Here is a 19,898-nt window from a genome sequence, read left to right as displayed (position 1 = left end):
CGGGAAACTTCGCACATAATATGCATCACCGTCCCGATTCATCCCGATGTGGAGGGCCGCCGTGTTGCCGCCGCCCGCCGCCCCAGCCGGTTACGCGACCGTACGTAAAGGATCAAGTACATCTCCGGGAGGGCAAGGTCACAGCACGTGCCCCTGCTGCTGTCTGAGCGCACTGGCCTAGCATCTGAGCATGACGGTCCAGCCTGCTGACGGGCTCTCTCCGGCCGCCGTGTTCCCCGACCCTTCCCATGACCAGTGGCAGAGCCTCGTCGAAGGCGTACTGCGCAAGTCGGGCAAGGAAGTCTCGGGCTCGGCCGCCGAGGAAGCGCTGTCCACCACACTGGAGGACGGGCTCACCACCCGCCCCCTCTACACCGCGCACGACGAGTCGCCGGACACCGGTTTCCCCGGCTTCGCGCCCTTCACCCGGGGCAGCAGGGCCGAGGGGAACGCGGCGGGCGGCTGGGACGTGCGCCAACGCCACTGCCTGACCGATCCCGCCCGGCTGAACGAGGCGGTGCTCGGCGACCTGGAGAACGGGGTCACCTCGCTCTGGCTCACGGTCGGCGGTCCGGCGGGCGTCCCCGTCGACGCGCTCGCCCGGGCGCTGGAGGGCGTGTACCTCGATCTCGCGCCCATCGCCCTCGACGCCCCGGCCGACCTGGACGCCGCGGCGACGGAGCTGCTCCGGCTGTGCGAGGAGCGGGGCGTCGCCGAGGGCGAGGTGCGCGGCACGCTGGGCGCCGACCCGCTGGGCCATGAGGCCCGGACGGGCGTCGAGGCGGACCTCGCCCCCGCCGTGCGCTGGGCGCAGCGGTGCGACGCGGAGTACCCGGGGCTGCGGGCCCTGGCCGTGGACGCGCTGCCGTACCACGAGGCGGGCGGTTCGGCCGGCGAGGAGCTGGGGCTCTCCCTGGCCACCGGCGTGGCCTATCTGCGGGCTCTGACCGGTGCCGGAATGAGCGTGGAAGCGGCCTGCGGCCAGCTGGAGTTCCGTTACGCGGCCACCGCCGACCAGTTCCTGACCATCGCCAAGCTGCGCGCGGCGCGCCGGCTGTGGGCACGGGTCGCCGAGGCGTCCGGTGCTCCCGCGGCCGGGGCCCAGCGGCAGCACGCCGTCACCTCGCCGGTGATGATGACGCGCCGCGACCCCTGGGTGAACATGCTGCGCACCACGCTGGCGACACTCGGCGCGGGCGTGGGCGGCGCGGACTCCGTGACCGTGCTGCCGTTCGATCACGCGCTGGGCCTGCCCGACGCGTTCGCGCGGCGGATCGCCCGTAACACCTCGACGATCCTCATGGCGGAGTCGCATCTGGCGCGGGTCGTCGACCCGGCGGGCGGCTCCTGGTACGTGGAGCGGCTCACCGACGAGCTCGCGGCGGCCGCCTGGGCGTTCTTCCAGGAGACCGAGCGGGCGGGCGGCCTGCTCGCCGCCCTGCGCTCCGGGGTGGTCGCGGAGCGGCTCGCGGCCACCTGGGCGGCGCGCAGCGCGAAGCTGGCCCGCCGCAAGGAGCCGATCACCGGGGTCAGCGAGTTCCCGATGCCCGGCGAGCGTCCGGTGGAGCGCGAGCCGGCGGCCGACGCGTACGCCGGGGCTCCGGGCGGTCTGCCCCGGGTCCGGCGGGACGAGGCGTTCGAGGCGCTGCGCGCCCGGTCGGACGCGCACCTCGCGGCGACCGGGAGCCGCCCGAAGGTGTTCGTCGCCGCGCTGGGTCCGGCCGCCGCGCACACCGCGCGGGTCTCGTTCGCCGTCAACCTCTTCGGGGCGGGCGGGATCGAGGCGGTGCACGATCCGGTGTCCGTGGACGCGAGCACCGCCGCCGACGCACTGGCCGCCTCCGGGGCGCCCGTCGCCGTGCTGTGCTCGTCGGACGCGCTGTACGCCGAGCAGGCGGAGCCGGTGGCCGGTGCGCTGAAGTCCGCGGGGGCGGTGCGGGTGTTCCTCGCCGGCCGGCCCGGCGAGTACGCCGGTGTCGACAGCTACATCTTCGCGGGCTGCGACGCGGTCGCCGTTCTCACCTCCGTACTCGACCGCATGGGAGTGGCGTGATGCCGACACCGCCCACGGATCGGAAACCCTCCGTTCCCGACTTCTCCGACGTGCCTCTCCGGTCCGCCGCACCGCCCGCCGGTTCCGCCGGTGAGTGGCAGGCGGCGGTGACCAAGGCGGCCGACGGCGCCGAGGCCCCGCTCTGGGAGACGCCCGAGGGCATCACGGTCAAGCCGCTCTACACCGGTGAGGACCTGGAGGGCCTGGACGCGCTGCACAGCTACCCGGGCATCGCCCCGTATCTGCGCGGGCCCTACCCGACGATGTACGTCAACCAGCCCTGGACGATCCGTCAGTACGCCGGGTTCTCCACGGCCGAGGAGTCCAACGCCTTCTACCGGCGCAACCTCGCGGCCGGGCAGAAGGGCCTCTCCGTCGCCTTCGACCTGCCCACCCACCGGGGCTACGACAGCGACCACCCCCGGGTGACCGGCGACGTCGGCATGGCCGGGGTGGCGATCGACTCGATCTACGACATGCGCCAGTTGTTCGACGGCATTCCGCTGGACCGGATGTCGGTGTCGATGACGATGAACGGCGCGGTGCTCCCCGTGCTGGCGCTGTACATCGTGGCCGCCGAGGAACAGGGCGTACCGCCCGAGAAGCTGGCCGGGACCATTCAGAACGACATTCTGAAGGAGTTCATGGTCCGCAACACCTACATCTATCCGCCGACCCCCTCGATGCGGATCATCTCCGACATCTTCGCGTTCACCTCGCGGAAGATGCCGCGCTACAACTCGATCTCGATCTCCGGGTATCACATCCAGGAGGCCGGGGCGACGGCCGATCTGGAGCTGGCGTACACGCTGGCCGACGGGGTGGAGTATCTGCGCGCCGGCCGTGAGGCCGGGCTGGACGTCGACGCGTTCGCCCCGCGGCTGTCGTTCTTCTGGGCGATCGGCATGAACTTCTTCATGGAGGTCGCGAAGCTGCGGGCGGCCCGGCTCCTGTGGGCGCGTCTGGTGCAGCAGTTCGACCCGAAGAACCCCAAGTCCCTCTCCCTGCGCACCCATTCGCAGACTTCCGGCTGGTCGCTGACCGCGCAGGACGTGTTCAACAACGTGACGCGCACATGTGTGGAGGCGATGGCCGCGACCCAGGGGCACACCCAGTCGCTGCACACCAACGCGCTGGACGAGGCGCTGGCGCTGCCCACCGACTTCTCGGCGCGGATCGCCCGTAACACGCAGCTGCTGCTCCAGCAGGAGTCCGGCACCTGCCGGGTCATCGACCCGTGGGGCGGCAGCGCGTACGTGGAGAAGCTGACGCGGGACCTGGCGGACCGGGCCTGGCAGCACATCGAGGAGGTGGAGGCGGCCGGCGGGATGGCGAAGGCCATCGACGCGGGCATCCCCAAGCTCCGGGTGGAGGAGGCCGCCGCGCGCACGCAGGCGCGGATCGACTCCGGGCGGCAGCCGGTGATCGGGGTGAACAAGTACCGGGTGGAGACCGACGAGAAGATCGACGTCCTCAAGGTCGACAACTCCTCGGTGCGGACCCAGCAGATCGAGAAGCTGCGCCGGCTGCGCGAGGAGCGCGACGAGGTGGCCTGCCAGGAGGCGCTGAGCGCGCTGACGGCCGCCGCCGGACGCGACCCGGGACCGGACCTGGAGGGCAACCTCCTGGCGCTGGCGGTCGACGCGGCGCGGGCGATGGCCACGGTCGGGGAGATCTCGGACGCGCTGGAGAAGGTGTACGGGCGGCACGCCGGGCAGATCCGTACGATCTCCGGTGTGTACCGCAAAGAGGCAGGAGAGTCCCCTTCGGTGGACCGCACCCGAGCACTGGTCGATGCCTTCGAGGAGGCGGAGGGCCGCCGCCCGCGCATCCTGGTCGCCAAGATGGGGCAGGACGGCCACGACCGGGGCCAGAAGGTGATCGCCACGGCCTTCGCCGACCTGGGCTTCGACGTGGACGTCGGCCCGCTGTTCCAGACGCCCGGCGAGGTGGCGCGGCAGGCCGTCGAGGCCGACGTGCACATCGTGGGCGTCTCCTCGCTGGCGGCGGGCCACCTGACCCTGGTGCCGGCGCTGCGCGAGGAGCTGGCCGCCGAGGGCCGCGAGGACATCATGATCGTGGTGGGCGGGGTGATTCCGCCGCAGGACATCGAGGCCCTGCACGAGGCGGGCGCGGCCTCGGTCTTCCCGCCGGGGACGGTGATCCCGGACGCGGCCCACGACCTGGTGACGCGGCTCGGCGCCGCGCTCGGCCACGAGCTGTGAGCCGCTGACCGGATGGCTGCGAAGATCGACATCGACGGTTATGTCCAGGGAGTGCTCGACGGCAAGCGGGCGTTCGTGGCCCGCGCGATCACGCTCGTCGAGTCGACGAGGGCCGAACACCGGGTGCTGGCCCAGCAGTTGCTGAGCCGGCTGCTGCCGCACGCGGGGGCGGCCCGGCGGATCGGCGTCAGCGGGGTGCCGGGCGTGGGCAAGTCCACGTTCATCGACGCGCTCGGCACGATGCTCACGGGGCTCGGCCACCGGGTGGCGGTGCTGGCGGTCGACCCGTCCTCCACCCGTACGGGCGGTTCCATCCTCGGCGACAAGACCCGGATGGAGCGCCTCGCGGTGGACCCGGCCGCCTTCGTCCGCCCCTCCCCCACGGCGGGCACGCTGGGCGGGGTGGCCAAGGCGACCCGGGAGTCCATCGTGGTGATGGAGGCGGCGGGTTACGACGTGGTGCTGGTGGAGACGGTGGGCGTCGGTCAGTCGGAGACGGCGGTGGCCAACATGGTCGACACGTTCCTGCTGCTGACGCTGGCCCGCACCGGCGACCAGTTGCAGGGCATCAAGAAGGGCGTCCTGGAGCTGGCGGACGCCATCGCGGTGAACAAGGCCGACGGCCCGCACGAACGCGACGCCCGTTCGGCGGCCCGCGAACTGTCGGGCGCACTCCGGCTGATGCATCCGGCGGACGCGGCGTGGACGCCCCCGGTGCTCACGTGCAGCGCACGCGAGTCGCTCGGCCTCGACACCTTGTGGGAGCGGCTGGAGCAGCACCGTACGGTCCTGGAGTCGACCGGGCGGCTGGCGGCCAAGCGCCGCGACCAGCAGGTGGACTGGACCTGGACGATGGTCCGCGACGAACTGCTGGGCAGCCTGCACAGCCATCCGGAGGTGCGGAAGCTCACCCCGGAGCTCGAACAGCGGGTCCGGGACGGCAGGTTGACGGCGACGCTGGCCGCCGAGAAGATCCTCGGCGTCTTCCGCGGAGACGAGGACCATGGCGGCCGGCCGGGCGAGGGCGGCAGGGAAACGTCCGGCTGAACGCGTCGGCACCGGAGCGAGCCCTTCTCCGCCGGGCGTGACCGGCCCGGCCCTCCGGCCTTCCGCGCCCGCCCTTTTCCTCCCGCCTGTCCGCGGCCCGTCCGCCGCTCTCCTCAAACGCTTCCGCCGCCTCCTGCGGCCCTGCCCCGCGTCGCCGGGACGCCGAGGGCGGTGAGGACCCCGACGTCCGGGTTCTCACCGCCCTCGGCGCATTTCCCGCGCAGAGTGGTACAGTGCGATGAGCATGCGCGTATGCCCCTTCTCATGGGGCACCGATGCTGGCTTCTTTCCACCGCTGTCGCGCCCGTCCTCATCCGACCGGCGATCCAGCTTCTTCCCAGCGTTTTCGCTGTCTCTCCGGCCCAGGGCTTCTTTGCCCCCGGTGCGTGGTGTGTTTCCCACCGCCCCTCCGTACGCCGGTCCCCTCACTCGCCTGTCCGCGAAAGGACCCCTCCCATGACCACCACACTCGAACGCCCCGTGGCCGGGGAGCGGCGCCCCGTCCAGGTCGCCGGCCTCCTCGACATCGCCGACAGCGGACACGGCACGCTCCGTGTCCACGGCGGACACCCCTCCCCCGACGATGTCCAGGTGCCGTCCGCCCTGATCCGCCGCCATGGGCTGCGCGCGGGCGACGCCGTCGAGGGCGACTGCGACCGGCCGCGTGCCCTGTCCTCGGTCGACCGGGTGAACGGACTCGCCCCGGAAGCCCTGCGGGGCCGTGCCCGCTTCCACGACCTGACGCCGGTCCACCCGCACGAGCGGCTGCGGCTGGAAACGCCCCGCGGTGGACCCGCACCGCGCGTCGTCGATCTCGTCTCACCGATCGGCAAGGGGCAGCGCGGCCTCATCGTCGCACCGCCCCGGACGGGAAAGACGGTACTGCTCCAGCAGTTGGCCGCGGCCGTCGCCACCAACCATCCCGAGGCACACCTGATGGTGGTGCTGCTCGACGAACGGCCGGAGGAGGTCACGGACATGCGCCGCTCGGTACGCGGCGAGGTCTACGCGTCGACCTTCGACCGGCCCGCGCGGGAGCACATCGCGCTGGCCGAACTCGTGGTCGAGCGCGGCCGTCGCCTCGTCGAACAGGGCCGGGACGTGATGATCCTGCTGGACTCCCTCACCCGGCTCTGCCGCGCCCACAACAACGCGGCCCGTGCCGGCGGCCGGACGCTGAGCGGCGGCGTCGACGCCGCGGCCCTGACCGGCCCCAAGAAGCTGTTCGGCGCGGCCCGTTGCGCCGAGGAGGGCGGCTCGCTCACCATCCTGGCGACAGCCCTCGTGGAGACGGGCTCACGGGCCGACGAGTTCTTCTTCGAGGAGCTGAAGGGCACCGGCAACATGGAGCTGCGCCTGGACCGCTCCGCCGCGGAAGCCCGGATCTTCCCGGCCGTCGACATCGCCCGCTCCGGTACCCGACGCGAGGAACTCCTCTTCGGTCCCGGTGAGTCGGCGGCCGTACGGGCACTGCACCGCGCCCTGAGCACACAGGACGGCCAGGGCGGGCTTCAGGTCCTGCTCGACAGGATCCGGCGCACCCCGGACAATGCCGCCTTCCTGCGGCAGGTGCGGCCGACGGTGCCGGACGCCTGAGCCGCCTCCGCCCGCCTTCCGGCCAGTCCCGGCCAGTCGCGATCAGGTCGACCAGAGCACCGTGCCGCCGTCCATCACGACCACCTTGCCGTCCTCGCGCAGGACGAGCCGCGCGCCCGGGTGGCCATGGCTGCCGGCTCCCCAGATGGCGCGGCCGTCGCCGTTGTGGACCACGAGGTTTCCGTCCGGCTGGAAGATCGCCCGGTGCCGCGGGCCGAAGGTCATGGCCGCCCAGACGGGCTTGGCGTGCTCGTTGTAGACGACGAGGTTGCCGTCCTGCTGCATCACCATGCGGATGCGGTTGGTGCTCCACGACGCGCCGACGGCCAGTTCGCTCCCAACCGACACGGTGCTGGACGACCACGCCGGCGGCGCGGGGGCCTTCGCCTTCTCGGGCTCGGGCGGCTCGGGCGCCTTCTCGGCGGCGGGCGGGCTGGGCTTCGGGGCCGGAGCGGGCGGCGGGGCCGCCTGCTGCTTCGGCTCCTTCCGCTCCGGCTCCTCCCGCTTCCGCTCCTTCTTCTCGGTGGGCGCGGGCGCGGGCTTCTCGGTGGCGTAGTCGGCGGGCGCCTCACCGGACACGGCGGCTCCGAGGACCGTGTCCGCTCCGGCGGCCGCGGGCTTGGGCGCCGGCCCGTCGCGGCCGTCCGAACCCATCCCGGCCAGCAGGAACGGCACGGCGACGAGCGCCGCGCCGACGATTCCCGCGGCGGCGAGGGCCGGTGGCCGGAGCCGGCCGTCGGTCGCCGTGCGGCCGACGGGGCGGGTCTGCGCGGCACTCGCCGCGGCGGCCGCCGCCGGGAGCGTGTCTGCGGCGGCGGCCGGGGCGCCCGCCGCGGCAGCCGTACTCTCGCCACCGCCGCTGTCCGGTACCGGGCCGGCCGCACCGTCGGGGGTCGGGCCGGCTTCGGCGACCACCGCCCTCTCGCCTGCCGCGAGCGCAGCCCTCTCGCCTTCCCCGGCCGGGGCCGAAGAGGCGTTTCGCTCCGGGGCCGGATCAGCTGTCCTTTCCGGCGACGGCCCCTCCGCTTCCGGCAGCGTGGCCGTCCCGCCCTTCGCGGCGGCGGGAGCGCCGGTGGCGGGGGACTCGGCCTCCGCCTCGGGAGTGGTCGGCTCCGTCGTGGCACGGGCGGCTATGGGCCCGCCGCCCTCGTCCGGCTTCTGCTGAGGGACCATCCGGTCGCTCCTTGATCAGTGGGGGCGCTGGGGCGGCGGATTGCCGGCGCTGCCGCCCGACGGGCCCGCCGGCGCCCCAGCGGAGGCTTCAACCGCCGTGGGGCGGGCCGGGCGTTACGGATACTACTGCGCCCGCCCGGCCCGCCGCCGCCCCGGCCCCTGGTCAACTCCTACGCTTCGCCCAGCGCTTCGGAGACGAGCGCCCGGGCCTCCTCCTGGACGCGGGCGAGGTGGCCGGGGCCCTGGAAGCTCTCCGCGTACACCTTGTAGACGTCCTCGGTGCCCGAGGGGCGGGCCGCGAACCACGCGCTGTCCGTGCAGACCTTGAGGCCGCCGATCGCCGCGCCGTTGCCGGGGGCCTCGGTGAGCACGGCGGTGACGGGTTCTCCGGCCAGGGTGTCGGCCTTCACCTGCTGCGGGGAGAGCCGCGCCAGCACGGCCTTCTCCTCGCGGGTGGCGGGCGCGTCGACGCGGGCGTAGGCAGGATCGCCGAAGCGGGCCGTGAGCCGCGTGTAGTGCTGGGAGGGGGTGGACCCCGTGACGGCGGTCATCTCGGAGGCGAGGAGGGCCAGCAGGATGCCGTCCTTGTCCGTGGTCCAGACCCGGCCGTCGCGACGCAGGAAGGACGCCCCTGCGGACTCCTCGCCGCCGAAGCCGAGGCTGCCGTCGAACAGGCCGTCGACGAACCACTTGAAACCGACCGGGACCTCCACCAGGGGGCGGCCGAGATCCTGCGCGACCCGGTCGATCATGGACGAGGAGACCAGGGTCTTGCCGATGCCGGTTCCGGCGGCCCAGCCGTCGCGGTGGGTGTAGAGGTAGTCGATGGCGACGGCCAGGTAGTGGTTCGGGTTCATCAGGCCGCCGTCGGGGGTGACGATGCCGTGCCGGTCGGCGTCGGCGTCGTTCCCGGTGGCGATGGCGTAGGCGTCGCTCTGTTCGATCAGCGACGCCATGGCGTGCGGGGACGAGCAGTCCATCCGGATTTTGCCGTCCCAGTCCAGCGTCATGAACCGCCAGGTGGGGTCGGCGAGCGGGTTGACGACGGTGAGGTCGATCCGGTGCCGCTCCGCGATCCGCCCCCAGTAGGCGACGGACGCCCCGCCGAGCGGGTCGGCGCCGATGCGGATCCCCGCGTCCCGTACGGCGTCCAGGTCGAGGACGGAGGGCAGGTCGTCGACGTACGCGGTCAGGAAGTCGTGCCGACGGGTGGTGGCGGCGGCCAGGGCGCGGGCGTACGGGATCCGGCGGACCTCTCCCAGTCCGGCCTCGATCAGGGCGTTCGCCCGGTCCTGGATCCAGGAGGTGGCGTCGGAGGCGGCGGGCCCCCCGTTCGGCGGGTTGTACTTGAAGCCGCCGTCGGCGGGCGGGTTGTGCGAGGGGGTGACCACGATGCCGTCGGCCAGGTGCTCGGTGCGCCCCTGGTTGTACGTGAGGATGGCGTGCGAGACGGCGGGGGTGGGGGTGTAGCCGTCCTCGCTGTCGATGAGGACGGTGGCCCTGTTGGCGGCGAGCACTTCCAGAGCGGTGACCCGGGCGGGTTCGGACAGCGCGTGGGTGTCCGCACCGAGGAAGAGGGGCCCGTCGGTGCCCTGGCGGGCGCGGTAGTCGCAGATCGCCTGGGTGGTGGCGGCGATGTGGTCCTCGTTGAACGCGGCGGCGAACGCGGAGCCGCGGTGGCCGGAGGTGCCGAAGGCCACCCGCTGGGAGGGTTCCGCCGGGTCGGGGTGGAGGGCGTAGTAGGCCGTCACCAGCCGTGCCACGTCGACCAGGTCTGCGGACTGTGCCGGCTGCCCGGCCCGTTCGTGCGCCATCGGGTCTCCTCGTATACGTCTTCGTCGTCGGCCGGCCCGCGGCGGGACGAGCCCGGCGCACCGGGGAAAGGATCACCCCGGTCCGTACCCGATTCTGTCCTCTCGACCGCGCCGGCGCGCGACCGGTTCGCGCCTTCCTCGTGTCGCGCCACGGCCGGAGCGGCGCCGCGCCCCCGGTCCGGAGCGGACCGGGGGCGCGGACGCCGTACGGGCGGGGGTTCAACGGCCCTGGAGGGACCTCACGTTGTCGCCGAAGGTCCAGCCCTTGGAGCCGTCCCAGTTCAGGGACCAGGTCATCAGGCCCTTGAGGGAACCGTTGTAGTGGTTCCACGCCTGTGAGACGCGTGCGGGAGACAGATGCCCGCCGCCGGCGCCGGGCTGGGCGGGAAGCCCGGGGACCTGCTTGTCGTAGGGCACCTTGATGGTGGTGCCCTGGATGACGAGCCCCTGGGCGAGGCAGTCGGTCTGGGCGATGAAGCCCGCGACGGTGCCGGCGGAGTAGGAGTCGCCGGAGCAGCCGTACATGCTGCCGTTGTAGTACTGCATGTTCAGCCACCACAGGCGGCCGTTGTCGGCGTACTTCTTGATGACGGGCAGGTACGCGCCCCAGATCGAGCCGTAGACCACGCTGCCGCCGGTGACGTACGCCGTCTCGGGGGCCATGGTGAGGCCGAAGTTCGGCGGCATCGCGGCGAGGACGCCGTCGATGACGCGGATGAGGTTGGCCTGTGACGCGGACAACCGGTTGATGTCGCCGGAGCCGATGAGGCCGGTCTCGATGTCGATGTCGATGCCGTCGAAGTTGTACTTCTTCAGGATCGGGACGATCGTCTCGACGAACCGGTCGGCCACCGCGCCGGAGCTGAGGTCGATCCCCGCCGCGGCTCCGCCGATCGACATGAGGGTGGTGAGCCCGGACGCCTTGGCCCGGCACATCTCGGCGGGTGTGGCGACCTTGACGGTGTTGTCCATGCCGTCCTCCCACAGGACGGTGCCGTCGGAGCGGATGACGGGGAAGGCCGCGTTGACGACGTTGTAGCCGTGCCGCGTGATGCGGGGGTCGGTGATCGGGATCCAGCCGAGCGGCGGGTGCACGCCGTTGGCCGCCCCGTCCCAGTTCTCCCAGTACCCCTGGAGGACCTTGCCCGTGGGCTTCGACTTGACCGCGCAGGTCTCGTCGGCCGCGGCCGCGGCGGCGGCGCCCGTGCCGGGAGCCTTCGGCGGAGCGGCTCCGACCAGCATCGGTACGACGAGCGCCGCGGCCAGGCCGAGGCCCAGCAGTCGTGATGTACGCCCCATGATCCGTGTGTCCTTCCTGCCCGGGCCCGCCGCCGACGGTGCGAAGGGTTCGCCCCGACCCGCCCTTTGTGTCGTGACCCTGTCAAACCGTAGAATGGTCCAGACCTTCGGTCAAGAGGTCTGGACCGCTCGGGCCGGTTCCGCGCCACTCGGAGCGTCCCGGGCCGCCTCCGTCCGACGCGGCCGCCCCCGCCGCCACGGGGCCTGCGGACCCGTGATGATGGATGATGGACCGGGGCCGCGACACGACGGTGTTCCACCGACACCGCCGGCCGACGTTCCCGGAAGGGCGTTCGTCATGTCGGCAGCCGGAGTGAGGACGTCGGCCGGGGCGCTGCTCATGGCGCTCGTGCTGGCCGTGGCCGCGGCCTGCACCGGCGGGGACGGTTCGTCGCCCTCGCCCCGAAGCAGCTCGCCTTCCGGGGCGGGCGGGCCCGCGGACGTCCTGGCCGTGAAGATCGACAACGTGGCGCCCGCACGCCCCCACACCGGCCTGGAGCGTGCCGACATCGTCTACGTCGAGCAGGTGGAGGCGGGCCTCAGCCGGATCCTCGCCGTCTTCTCCTCCGCCCTGCCGCCGGTCGTCGGCCCGGTGCGCAGCGCACGGGAGACGGACCTGGAACTGCTGCGCCAGTTCGACCGGCCCACGCTGGCCTTCTCGGGAGCCCAGGGCAGGCTGCTGCCGGCCATCGACCGCGCGCCGCTCGACGCCGTGCCGCCCTCGAAGGCTCCGAAGGCGTACTTCCGCGAGCCGGACCGGACCGCGCCGCACAACCTCTACCTGCGACCGGAGAGGATCCCCTTCACGGCCTCCGGCGCGCACGCCGTCGAGGAACTGGGGCTCGAGGTCGGCGCACCGCCTCCCGGCGGGACACCGGAGAGCAGCCGCACGGTGCGCTACCCGTCCGCGTCCGTGACCTTCACCTGGTCGGCCGAACGGGAGCGGTGGCTCGTCTCACTCGATGGCTCGCCCGCCCGCACCGCCGAGGGCGGGCGGCTCACGGCCGGTACGGTCGTCGTCCAGGACGTGACCGTACGGCCGTCGGACCTCCGCGACCGGTCCGGGAGCATCAGCCCTTTCACCGAGACCGTGGGGTCGGGAAGCGCGGTCGTCCTGCGGGACGGCCGGGCGCACGAGGCCCGGTGGGCGCGGGGCACGGCCGCCGCGGACACGGTGTTCAGCACCCCCGACGGACAGCGCGTCGATCTCGCGGACGGACCGCTCTGGATTCTGTACGCGCCACGCGGGGGCGCCGGTTCCGCGACGGCTCGCTGAAGCGCCGGAAGGGGCCCGCGGCGCGGTACCCCGGCTCCGCTCCGGTCTCTTCCCGTCGGCCGGCGCCCGCCGTCGTCGGGCCGCGCCCCTCCGGGCCGACGCTCGTCGCCCCCTTGTCCCGGCCGGCGCGTGACGGCCGGGACGAGGGGGCCGGGACGAGGGGGCCGGTCAAGATCCGCCGGACACACCCTTGGGGCCGGCTCGGGGCCCGCAGGTCAGGAGCGGGACAGCAGCTCCCCGCCCGCGTACCGAGCCGACTCGCCCAACTCCTCTTCAATGCGGATCAGTTGGTTGTACTTGGCCGTGCGGTCGGAGCGCGACAGCGAACCGGTCTTGATCTGGCCGCAGCCGGTCGCCACCGCCAGGTCCGCGATCGTGGTGTCCTCCGTCTCGCCGGAGCGGTGGGACATCACGGCACTCCAGCCCGCACGGCGCGCGGTGGCGACCGTGGCGAGGGCCTCGGTCAGAGTGCCGATCTGGTTGACCTTCACCAGCACCGAGTTGCCGACGCCCGTGCGGATGCCCTCGCGCACCTGCGCCTCGTCGGTGCAGAACACGTCGTCGCCGGTGAGCTGGCAGCGGTGACCGACGCGGGCGGTCAGCTCGCGCCAGCCGTCCATGTCGTCCTCGGCCATCGGGTCCTCGATGGAGACGATCGGGTACGCGTCGACCAACCGGGCCAGGTAGGCGACCTGTTCGGAGGGCGTACGACGCACACCCTCACCCGCGTACACGTACGCACCGTCGTGGAAGAACTCCGACGAGGCCGGGTCCATGATCAGGCCGATGTCGGCGCCGGGACGGTAGCCGGTGCGTTCGACGGCGCTCATGACGAAATCGAGCGCCTCCTCGGCCGTGCGCAGCGCGGGCGCGAAGCCGCCTTCGTCCCCGACGCCGGTGGCGTGTCCGGCGGCGAGCAGGTCGCGTCGCAGGGTGTGGAAGATCTCGGAGCCCATGCGGACGGCCTCCGCGAAGGTCTTCGCACCGACCGGCGCGATCATGAACTCCTGGAAATCCAGTGGATTGTCGGCGTGCGCCCCGCCGTTGATGATGTTCATCATCGGCAACGGGAGCAGGCGGGCGTCGGCGCCGCCGAGATAGCGGTAGAGCGGCTGGCGGTGGGCCGCCGCGGCGGCCTTCGCGGCGGCGAGGGAGACTCCGAGGATCGCGTTCGCGCCGAGCCGCGACTTGTCGGGCGTGCCGTCGAGCGCGACGAGCGCGGCGTCCAGGCCCGTCTGGTCGTCCGCGTCGCGGCCCACGACCGCGGCCGCGAGTTCCCCGTTGACGTGCGCGACCGCGCGGTCGACCCCCTTGCCGTGCCACTGTCCGGCGTCTCCGTCGCGCAGCTCCACGGCCTCCCGCGCACCGGTGGAGGCGCCGGACGGGACTGCCGCGCGGCCGAGAGACCCGTCGGCGAGGCGCACGTCGGCCTCGACGGTGGGATTGCCCCGGCTGTCGAGAATCCGGCGGGCGGTGACGGACTGGATGAGGGTGGGCTCAACTGCTCTGAGGGCCATGCGAGGTCCTTCCGAAGTCACATGCCGCGGCACTCTTGCGACAACGCCGGCGCGAGCCGCGACAGACCAAACTCTACAGCACGGCTGCGCAGATAACCTGTACAGATTGACTGTTCAGCTCTGTTGATCAGCCGCGCTGCTCGGTTTCACTGTCCCGGTCGCCGCACGGTCCACCCGGGCGGGCTCATCGGCGATCGCGGGTTAAAGTTCCCTATGCCCACCCCGGAGCCCGCCGACGTCGCCGCCGACCTGCGCGTCGCCATGGGCAGACTCGCGCGGCGCGTCAAGCAGGAGGACCGGATCCCGCACGGCCAGGTCGCGGTTCTCGGCGTCCTCGACCGGGAGGGGGCCATGACCACCAGCGACCTCGCGGCGGACCAGCGCGTGCGCCCCCAGTCGATGGCCCGCGCGGTCGGACTCCTCATGGACCAGGGCCTCGTCGTCCGCCGGGCGCACCCGACGGACGGCCGCAAGTCGCTCGTCGGCCTCTCCGAGGTGGGACGGGCGGCGCTCAAGGCGGAGCGAGACCGCCGGGCCGACTGGCTGGCCCGGGCCATCGACCTCGAACTCAGCGAGGAGGAGCAGGAGACCCTCGCGCGCAGCGCCGCCCTGATGGAACGGCTCGCCGCGTACTGAGAGAGGCCCTGCCCCCGCCCGCGACGAGGAGAAACCGTCGAGCCCGAGCGCGGTCGGCCCGCGCCCCGCGGCGGCACCGAGGGCGGTTCGCGAGAATCCTCGTTGCCGGGGGCGTAACCGGTGTGCCAGGGTCGCCCGGTGAACGCTTCGCGATGTGACCTTCTGCGCCGCCAGTTCGATCTGACCTGGTCACTGTTCGAGTACCACTTGGAGCGGCTCGGCACCGAGGACTTCCTGTGGCAGCCGACGCCCCTGTGCTGGACGGTGCACCGGCAGGCCGACGGCCGATGGCTGCCGGACTGGGCGGAGACGGAGCCCGATCCCGTCCCGGTGCCGACCATCGGCTGGCTCAGCTGGCACATCGACTGGTGGTGGAGCACAGCGGTGGCACACGCCCTGGGTCAAAAGCCGCAGGACCGGGAGGACGTGGCGTGGCCCGGCGACGCCGAGAGCGCCGTCGGCCGGCTGCGGGAACTCCGGGAGGAGTGGCTGCGGGTACTGGAGGGCCTCGGCGACGGGGGCCTGGACGCCCCCGCCCCGTTCCCCTGGGGGCGGGGAACGGACCACACCGTCGCTCACATGGCCGCGTGGGTGAACGCCGAGCTGATGAAGAACGTGGCGGAGATCGGGCAACTCCGCATGCTGCGCGCGGCATCGTCGGGCTGACAGGGCGACAGGGGCCGGGGGCACGGCGCCCCGGATATCGCCAACAGCCCTTCCGGGTGGTTAGGTTAGGCTCACCTGACAGGTGGAGCCCACCGCTCTCCCGCCCCTCCCGGAAGGAGACGCCCATGTGTCCGGTGATCGAGCGGGCCTGCCGCGAGGACGCGGCGACAGCGCCTCCGGGCCCGTCCTCCCGGACCGTCGACGACCGCCCTGGCACGCGCGCATGACGGCCCCCCGGCACGAGGTCGTGGCCGAGGACGAGAGCCCCTTCTCGGCCTTCGGGCTGCCGGGCCGCCCCGGCAGCGAAGCGTTCTGGGCGGCGGCGCGGACACCCGCGCCGATCCCCGCCGACAACGGCTGGCTGACCCTCTTCCTCTGGCGCGGCGCCGAGGCGGTGCTCGACTTCGAAAGCTGGTCGCCGCCCGCCCCGATGCGCCGCTGGGAGGGCTCGGACTGCTGGTACGCCGAAGTGCCCATGCCCGCCCGGCTGCGGGTGACGTACCGCGTCCTCGTGGCGAACGCGCCCCACGCCGATCCGTTCAACCCGGCCGGCGCCGGCGGGGACCGTTCCATCGCCGCGACACCGGACGCACCGCCCCAGCCCTACTGGCCCGCCCTCGGCGCGGACGCGGTGCTGCCCCTCCCCCGCACCCGGATCCGCTGGAGCAGCGACCGGCTCGGTGGACGGCGCACCGTGCGCGTCCACCCGGTGGGCGGCGGCGGTCCGGTGGTCCTACTGCTCGACGGGGACGACTGGCTGTATCTGCACCCGGCCATGACCGCCTTCGACGCCGCCTTCGACGCGGGCGCCCTTCCCCCGGTCACCCTCGTCTTCCTGCCGGCCAAGGACCGGACGGCCGAGTTCACCTGCCGCCCCGGGCTGTGGGAGGCGGTCCGGGACGAACTGCTGCCGCTGGTGGGCGAGTGCGGCGTGCCGGCGGATCCGGGCAGGCTCGTGGTAGCCGGGCAGAGCCTGGGCGGGCTGAGCGCGCTGTACGCGGCGCTGGAGTTCCCGGAGCTGGTCTCGCGGGTCGCCTGCCAGTCGGGGTCCTTCTGGTGGGCGCCCGGCGCGGAGGCGGCGGCGGACCCCCTGGGTGGACCGGTCGGCGGCGCGATCGCCGAGCGTCTGCGCCGGGGCGCCGACCTGTCCGGCCTGCGGTGCGCGTTCGACGTGGGGGAGCACGAACAGCCGATGCTGCCCCACTGCGAACTGACCGAGGCGCTGACCGAGCAGGCCGGGGCGGCGGTGCGGGTGTCGCGTTCGGCGGCGGGGCACGACCGGGCCGGCTGGCGGCACGCCCTGCTCAGGGACGTCGCCTGGGCACTCGGCTGAGGCGCCCCGCCGCTCCGGCGCCGGGGCGCGCGCGGCACCCCGGGGCCGGCCGGCGTTCCCGGTCCCGTGCGGCGGGCGCCGATGGAGCGGCAGCAATACATGGAATATCCCATGATTGGATTATCCATGTAATGTGGGAGTCATGGATGATCAGCATCTGACCGAAGAGCTCTACGACAGCCTGTTCGCCGTCCGCGCCCGGGTGCATACCGAGCTCAAGGAACTGGCCCGGGAAGCGGGCCTGACCGACACGCAGGCCGATGCGCTGTGGAGGCTGAGCCGCGGACGGGAGATGACCGCGCGCCGCCTGGCCGACCTCTTGCAGTGCGACGCCTCGACCGCCACGTCGATGATCGACCGGCTGGAGAGGCGCGGCCTCGTCCGCCGGGTGCCGCACCCCGTCGACCGCCGCGCGAAAGTCATCCAGCTCACCCCGGAGGGATGCGCGCTGCGCGATCGCGTCGTCCAGCACACCACCGAGCACTCGCCCTTCGCCCACCTCGGCCACGAGAGCAAGCTGCGCCTGTACGCACTTCTCCGCGAAGTGATCGACGGCCCCCGCCCGACGGACGAGGCGGCCGGCGTCGACGGCACCGGGACGGAGGAGCGGCGATGAGCAGCGGAACAGCGGTCGTCACCGGCGGATCCTCCGGCCTGGGCCTGGTGACGGCGCGCCGGCTGGTCGGGACGGGCCGGAGCGTCGTCCTCGTCGGCCGGGACGCGACGCGCACCCGGGCCGCCGCCGACAGCCTGCGCGGCCCGGCCCCCGCGGGCGGTGACGCCGCGCCGCCGACGACGTACACCGCGGACCTGGAACAGTGGTCGCAGGTACGGGCGCTGGCAGCGGAGCTGGCCGCCGCCGGGCGCCCGGTGGACATTCTCCTCAACAACGCGGGAGCCGCGTTCCCCCGGTACGAGCGGACGCCGGACGGTGTGGAACGCACCTACGCGCTCAACCACCACGCCCCGTTCCTGCTGACCCACGCCCTCCTGGCCGAGGGAGTGCTCGCCCGCGAAGCGCGGATCATCAACATGTCCTCGTTCGTGGAGAAGCGCGGCAGGCTCGACGCCGCCGATCCGGATGTCGCGGGAACGTCGTGGGGCAAGCGTTTCTACCACCAGGTCAACGTCTACGCGACGAGCAAACTCGTCAGCCTCCTGGCCGCACGAGAACTGGCACGCCGCCTGCCCGAGGGCATGAGCCTCTACAACGCCAATCCCGGCATGGTCAGGGGAACGGCGATGAACAGCAACGCCGGCGGTCTGATGCGGCTGACCGCCCCGCTGTTCCGTCCGTTCGCCATCACCCCGGACGAGGGCGTGCGGACCCCCGTCTGGCTCGCCACCGCCTCGCCCGCACCGAGCCCCAGCGGCGGCTTCTTCAGCGAGTCCCGGCCGGACACTCCTTCGGGCCGGGCCCTGGACGACGCACTCGCCCGGACGGTCTACACGAGGACCGCGGCCCTCCTCGGGGTGGAACCCCTCACACGGTAGGACCGGCCCGGGGCCGGTTGTCACGCCGGGGCCGCGGCAGCCGTACGGCGACGGGACCGTTCACCGGGCCACGGCCAGGCAGTACGTCTCGTCGGCGGCGAGGAGATTGCGGTGGGTGTCCTCGGCGGTGATGACGCCCCGGTCCAGGACGAGGACCCGGTCCGCCGCGTCCAGGAGCGCCGGACTGCTGGTCAGCACGAGCGTGGTGCGGCCCCGGCGCAGCTTCGCGATGTTGCGCGCGATGAGCTGTTCGGTGACCGCGTCCACGGCCGTCGTCGGGTTGTGCAGGACGAGCACCTCACTGTCGGCGGCCAGGGCGCGGGCCAGGGAAAGCCGTTGGCGCTGGCCGCCGGAGAGGTTCGCGCCCCGGTCCCGGACCGGGTGGTCGAGCCCCTCCCGGTGGAGGGCCACGACGTCGGTGAGCAGGGACGCCTCGACGGCCTCCGCGATCGTCCGGCCGGTGCCCGAGGGGTCGATGTTCGTACGGAGGGTGCCGGCGAAGATCTCCGCGTCGTACGGGTTCACCAGCAGGTGTTCGCGGACCGCCTCGACCGACAGGTCCGCGATCTCCCGGCCGCCGACCCGCACCGCTCCCCCGTACGCGTCCGGCGCGACGTTCACCGCGAGGACGGAGGCGAGGTCGGCCGCCGCGCGCGGCTGGTAGGCGGCGACCGCCACCAACTCACCGGCCGCCACCGAGAACGTGACCCCCCGGAGCGTGCCGTGGCGTACGCCGTCGACCTCCAGCCTGCCACCGGGCTCCGGGCGCCCGGCCCCCGGCGTCGTCACGGGCGGTGCGGACAGGACCAGGGCCATCCGCTCGGCCGAGGCCCGGGCGATCATCACGTACTTGGGCATCTCGGAGAACATCTTGAGCGGTTCCATGATGAACTGCGCGAGGCCCACCGACATGACCAGTTCCCCGATGGTGATCCGCCCTTCGAACGCCAGCCAGCCCGCCGTCAGGGAGACCGCCGCCGCGAGGACCGCGTTGAGGGCCAGCGCGGTGCCCGCGTAGCGGCCGTTCACCCGGGCCACGGTGATCGCCTGGCGTTTCGCGTCCGTGCTGACCGCGCGGTAGGCCCCGAAGGCGGCGTGGTTGCCTCCGAAGCCGTGCAGCGGGCGCAGCCCGATGATCAGGTCGGCGACCTTCGCGCCCGCCCGGGCCACCCGGGCCTGCTGTTCCTGCGTGCCGGCCCCGATCCGCTGGGACATCACGGCGAGGACCGACAGGATCGCGACGGTGCCCACGATGACCAGCATGCCGAGGCGGAAGTCGGCGAGGCTCAGCGCGACGGCCGCGACGACCACCGCGACCAGCGAACTGACCAGCAGCGGCACCACCTCGATGATGTCGGCGGTCTGGTCGGCGTCCTCGGTGGCGATGGTCAGGATCTCGCCGGACTTGAGGTCCACGTCCCTGGCCACCGGCTGGAGCCCGCAGGCGGCCACCCGCACCCGCCAGCGGTGCGCCTCGGTCGTGTTGGCCTTCTGCAGCACCCGCATGCCGAACCGCCACGACAGGGAGACCGTCGTGATGATCACGGCCAGCGCGCCGATCGAGACGCCGAGGGAGCCGAGGCTCCGGTCCCGCATCGTGTGCTCGACGATGAGTCCGAGCGCGATGGGGAACGCGGTCTCGGCCGCCTGGTAGAGGCCCATCAGGACGGTGCCCGCGACCATGGCGCCGATGTTGCGGCGCAGTGCCGTGCGCAGGATCGCGGCCCCGGGGCGGGGCCGCTGCTCGGTGTCAGGAGTTCTCATCAGGG

General features: G+C 73.0%; 15 protein-coding genes. 10 read left to right on the top strand and 5 right to left on the bottom strand.

Annotated features, from left to right (window positions below; all coding sequences use genetic code 11):
- The first annotated feature begins 190 nt into the window (after window positions 1–190).
- From ACIQMU_RS20425 to rho, 4 genes are all read left to right on the top strand, one after another.
- Window positions 191–2,053: a methylmalonyl-CoA mutase family protein gene (locus ACIQMU_RS20425; protein WP_402689371.1), complete on the top strand. Its 1,863-nt coding sequence runs from the start codon at window positions 191–193 to the stop codon at window positions 2,051–2,053.
- Window positions 2,053–4,278, top strand: coding sequence for a methylmalonyl-CoA mutase (scpA, locus tag ACIQMU_RS20420; protein ID WP_402689370.1), 2,226 nt, complete (start codon window positions 2,053–2,055; stop codon window positions 4,276–4,278). The genes ACIQMU_RS20425 and scpA overlap by 1 nt, the downstream gene beginning before the upstream one ends.
- A 12-nt stretch (window positions 4,279–4,290) precedes the next feature.
- The gene (meaB, locus tag ACIQMU_RS20415) at window positions 4,291–5,325 is read left to right on the top strand and encodes a methylmalonyl Co-A mutase-associated GTPase MeaB (protein ID WP_352240825.1); all 1,035 of its coding nucleotides are present in this window, start codon (window positions 4,291–4,293) and stop codon (window positions 5,323–5,325) included.
- A 456-nt stretch (window positions 5,326–5,781) separates the two neighbouring features.
- Window positions 5,782–6,921 carry a transcription termination factor Rho gene (gene rho, locus ACIQMU_RS20410; RefSeq protein ID WP_352240826.1) on the top strand — a complete coding sequence of 380 codons (1,140 nt, stop codon included), beginning with the start codon at window positions 5,782–5,784 and terminating at the stop codon, window positions 6,919–6,921.
- Window positions 6,922–6,963: 42 nt separating this feature from the next.
- Here rho and ACIQMU_RS20405 read toward each other — a convergent pair whose 3' ends face one another.
- From ACIQMU_RS20405 to ACIQMU_RS20395, 3 genes are all read right to left on the bottom strand, one after another.
- The gene (locus ACIQMU_RS20405; protein WP_352240827.1) at window positions 6,964–8,094 is read right to left on the bottom strand and encodes a mannose-binding protein; all 1,131 of its coding nucleotides are present in this window, start codon (window positions 8,092–8,094) and stop codon (window positions 6,964–6,966) included.
- A gap of 170 nt (window positions 8,095–8,264) precedes the next feature.
- Complete coding sequence (pgm, locus tag ACIQMU_RS20400) at window positions 8,265–9,908, bottom strand: phosphoglucomutase (alpha-D-glucose-1,6-bisphosphate-dependent) (protein WP_352240828.1); 1,644 nt, start codon at window positions 9,906–9,908, stop codon at window positions 8,265–8,267.
- A gap of 219 nt (window positions 9,909–10,127) precedes the next feature.
- Window positions 10,128–11,207 (bottom strand): chitinase, encoded by a 1,080-nt coding sequence (locus ACIQMU_RS20395; protein WP_402689369.1) that lies wholly within the window; start codon window positions 11,205–11,207, stop codon window positions 10,128–10,130.
- Between the two features lie 298 nt (window positions 11,208–11,505).
- On the opposite strand from ACIQMU_RS20395, the gene ACIQMU_RS20390 reads away from it, so the two are divergent.
- The gene (locus ACIQMU_RS20390; RefSeq protein WP_352240831.1) at window positions 11,506–12,483 is read left to right on the top strand and encodes a DUF3048 domain-containing protein; all 978 of its coding nucleotides are present in this window, start codon (window positions 11,506–11,508) and stop codon (window positions 12,481–12,483) included.
- A 215-nt stretch (window positions 12,484–12,698) separates the two neighbouring features.
- Here the strand turns inward: ACIQMU_RS20390 and eno are convergent, their stop codons facing one another.
- Window positions 12,699–14,000, bottom strand: coding sequence for a phosphopyruvate hydratase (gene eno / locus ACIQMU_RS20385; protein WP_402689368.1), 1,302 nt, complete (start codon window positions 13,998–14,000; stop codon window positions 12,699–12,701).
- Window positions 14,001–14,213: 213 nt separating this feature from the next.
- Here eno and ACIQMU_RS20380 point away from each other — a divergent pair, with 213 nt between their 5' ends.
- The 5 genes from ACIQMU_RS20380 (at window position 14,214) to ACIQMU_RS20360 (ending at window position 18,129) form a co-directional block, all read left to right on the top strand.
- Window positions 14,214–14,636 (top strand): MarR family transcriptional regulator, encoded by a 423-nt coding sequence (locus tag ACIQMU_RS20380; protein WP_352240833.1) that lies wholly within the window; start codon window positions 14,214–14,216, stop codon window positions 14,634–14,636.
- A gap of 138 nt (window positions 14,637–14,774) precedes the next feature.
- Entirely contained in the window at window positions 14,775–15,302 is a 528-nt protein-coding gene (locus ACIQMU_RS20375; protein ID WP_352240834.1) for a DinB family protein, read from the top strand.
- 223 nt (window positions 15,303–15,525) lie between these two features.
- On the top strand, window positions 15,526–16,635 hold the full coding sequence (locus tag ACIQMU_RS20370) for an alpha/beta hydrolase-fold protein (RefSeq protein ID WP_402689367.1): 1,110 nt from the start codon (window positions 15,526–15,528) through the stop codon (window positions 16,633–16,635).
- Window positions 16,636–16,777: 142 nt separating this feature from the next.
- On the top strand, window positions 16,778–17,251 hold the full coding sequence (locus ACIQMU_RS20365; RefSeq protein WP_352240836.1) for a MarR family transcriptional regulator: 474 nt from the start codon (window positions 16,778–16,780) through the stop codon (window positions 17,249–17,251).
- Window positions 17,248–18,129, top strand: a complete 882-nt coding sequence (locus ACIQMU_RS20360; RefSeq protein WP_352240837.1) for an SDR family NAD(P)-dependent oxidoreductase — start codon at window positions 17,248–17,250, stop codon at window positions 18,127–18,129. Before ACIQMU_RS20365 ends, ACIQMU_RS20360 begins: the two co-directional genes overlap by 4 nt.
- A 60-nt stretch (window positions 18,130–18,189) precedes the next feature.
- Here the strand turns inward: ACIQMU_RS20360 and ACIQMU_RS20355 are convergent, their stop codons facing one another.
- Window positions 18,190–19,893, bottom strand: coding sequence for an ABC transporter ATP-binding protein (locus ACIQMU_RS20355; protein WP_402689366.1), 1,704 nt, complete (start codon window positions 19,891–19,893; stop codon window positions 18,190–18,192).
- Window positions 19,894–19,898: the final 5 nt, after the last annotated feature.

This window comes from Streptomyces sp. NPDC091649, assembly GCF_044756785.1.
GTDB lineage: Bacteria > Actinomycetota > Actinomycetes > Streptomycetales > Streptomycetaceae > Streptomyces.
Note: the sequence above shows the minus strand (reverse complement) of the source record. Positions and strands in the feature narration are given on the sequence as shown.

Coding starts and splice junctions, on each gene's coding strand:
- ACIQMU_RS20425 (WP_402689371.1), top strand. CDS start 191: ATGACGGTCCAGCCTGCTGACGGGCTCTCTCCGGCCGCCGTGTTCCCC.
- scpA (WP_402689370.1), top strand. CDS start 2,053: ATGCCGACACCGCCCACGGATCGGAAACCCTCCGTTCCCGACTTCTCC.
- meaB (WP_352240825.1), top strand. CDS start 4,291: ATGGCTGCGAAGATCGACATCGACGGTTATGTCCAGGGAGTGCTCGAC.
- rho (WP_352240826.1), top strand. CDS start 5,782: ATGACCACCACACTCGAACGCCCCGTGGCCGGGGAGCGGCGCCCCGTC.
- ACIQMU_RS20405 (WP_352240827.1), bottom strand. CDS start 8,094: ATGGTCCCTCAGCAGAAGCCGGACGAGGGCGGCGGGCCCATAGCCGCC.
- pgm (WP_352240828.1), bottom strand. CDS start 9,908: ATGGCGCACGAACGGGCCGGGCAGCCGGCACAGTCCGCAGACCTGGTC.
- ACIQMU_RS20395 (WP_402689369.1), bottom strand. CDS start 11,207: ATGGGGCGTACATCACGACTGCTGGGCCTCGGCCTGGCCGCGGCGCTC.
- ACIQMU_RS20390 (WP_352240831.1), top strand. CDS start 11,506: ATGTCGGCAGCCGGAGTGAGGACGTCGGCCGGGGCGCTGCTCATGGCG.
- eno (WP_402689368.1), bottom strand. CDS start 14,000: ATGGCCCTCAGAGCAGTTGAGCCCACCCTCATCCAGTCCGTCACCGCC.
- ACIQMU_RS20380 (WP_352240833.1), top strand. CDS start 14,214: ATGCCCACCCCGGAGCCCGCCGACGTCGCCGCCGACCTGCGCGTCGCC.
- ACIQMU_RS20370 (WP_402689367.1), top strand. CDS start 15,526: ATGACGGCCCCCCGGCACGAGGTCGTGGCCGAGGACGAGAGCCCCTTC.
- ACIQMU_RS20365 (WP_352240836.1), top strand. CDS start 16,778: ATGGATGATCAGCATCTGACCGAAGAGCTCTACGACAGCCTGTTCGCC.
- ACIQMU_RS20360 (WP_352240837.1), top strand. CDS start 17,248: ATGAGCAGCGGAACAGCGGTCGTCACCGGCGGATCCTCCGGCCTGGGC.
- ACIQMU_RS20355 (WP_402689366.1), bottom strand. CDS start 19,893: ATGAGAACTCCTGACACCGAGCAGCGGCCCCGCCCCGGGGCCGCGATC.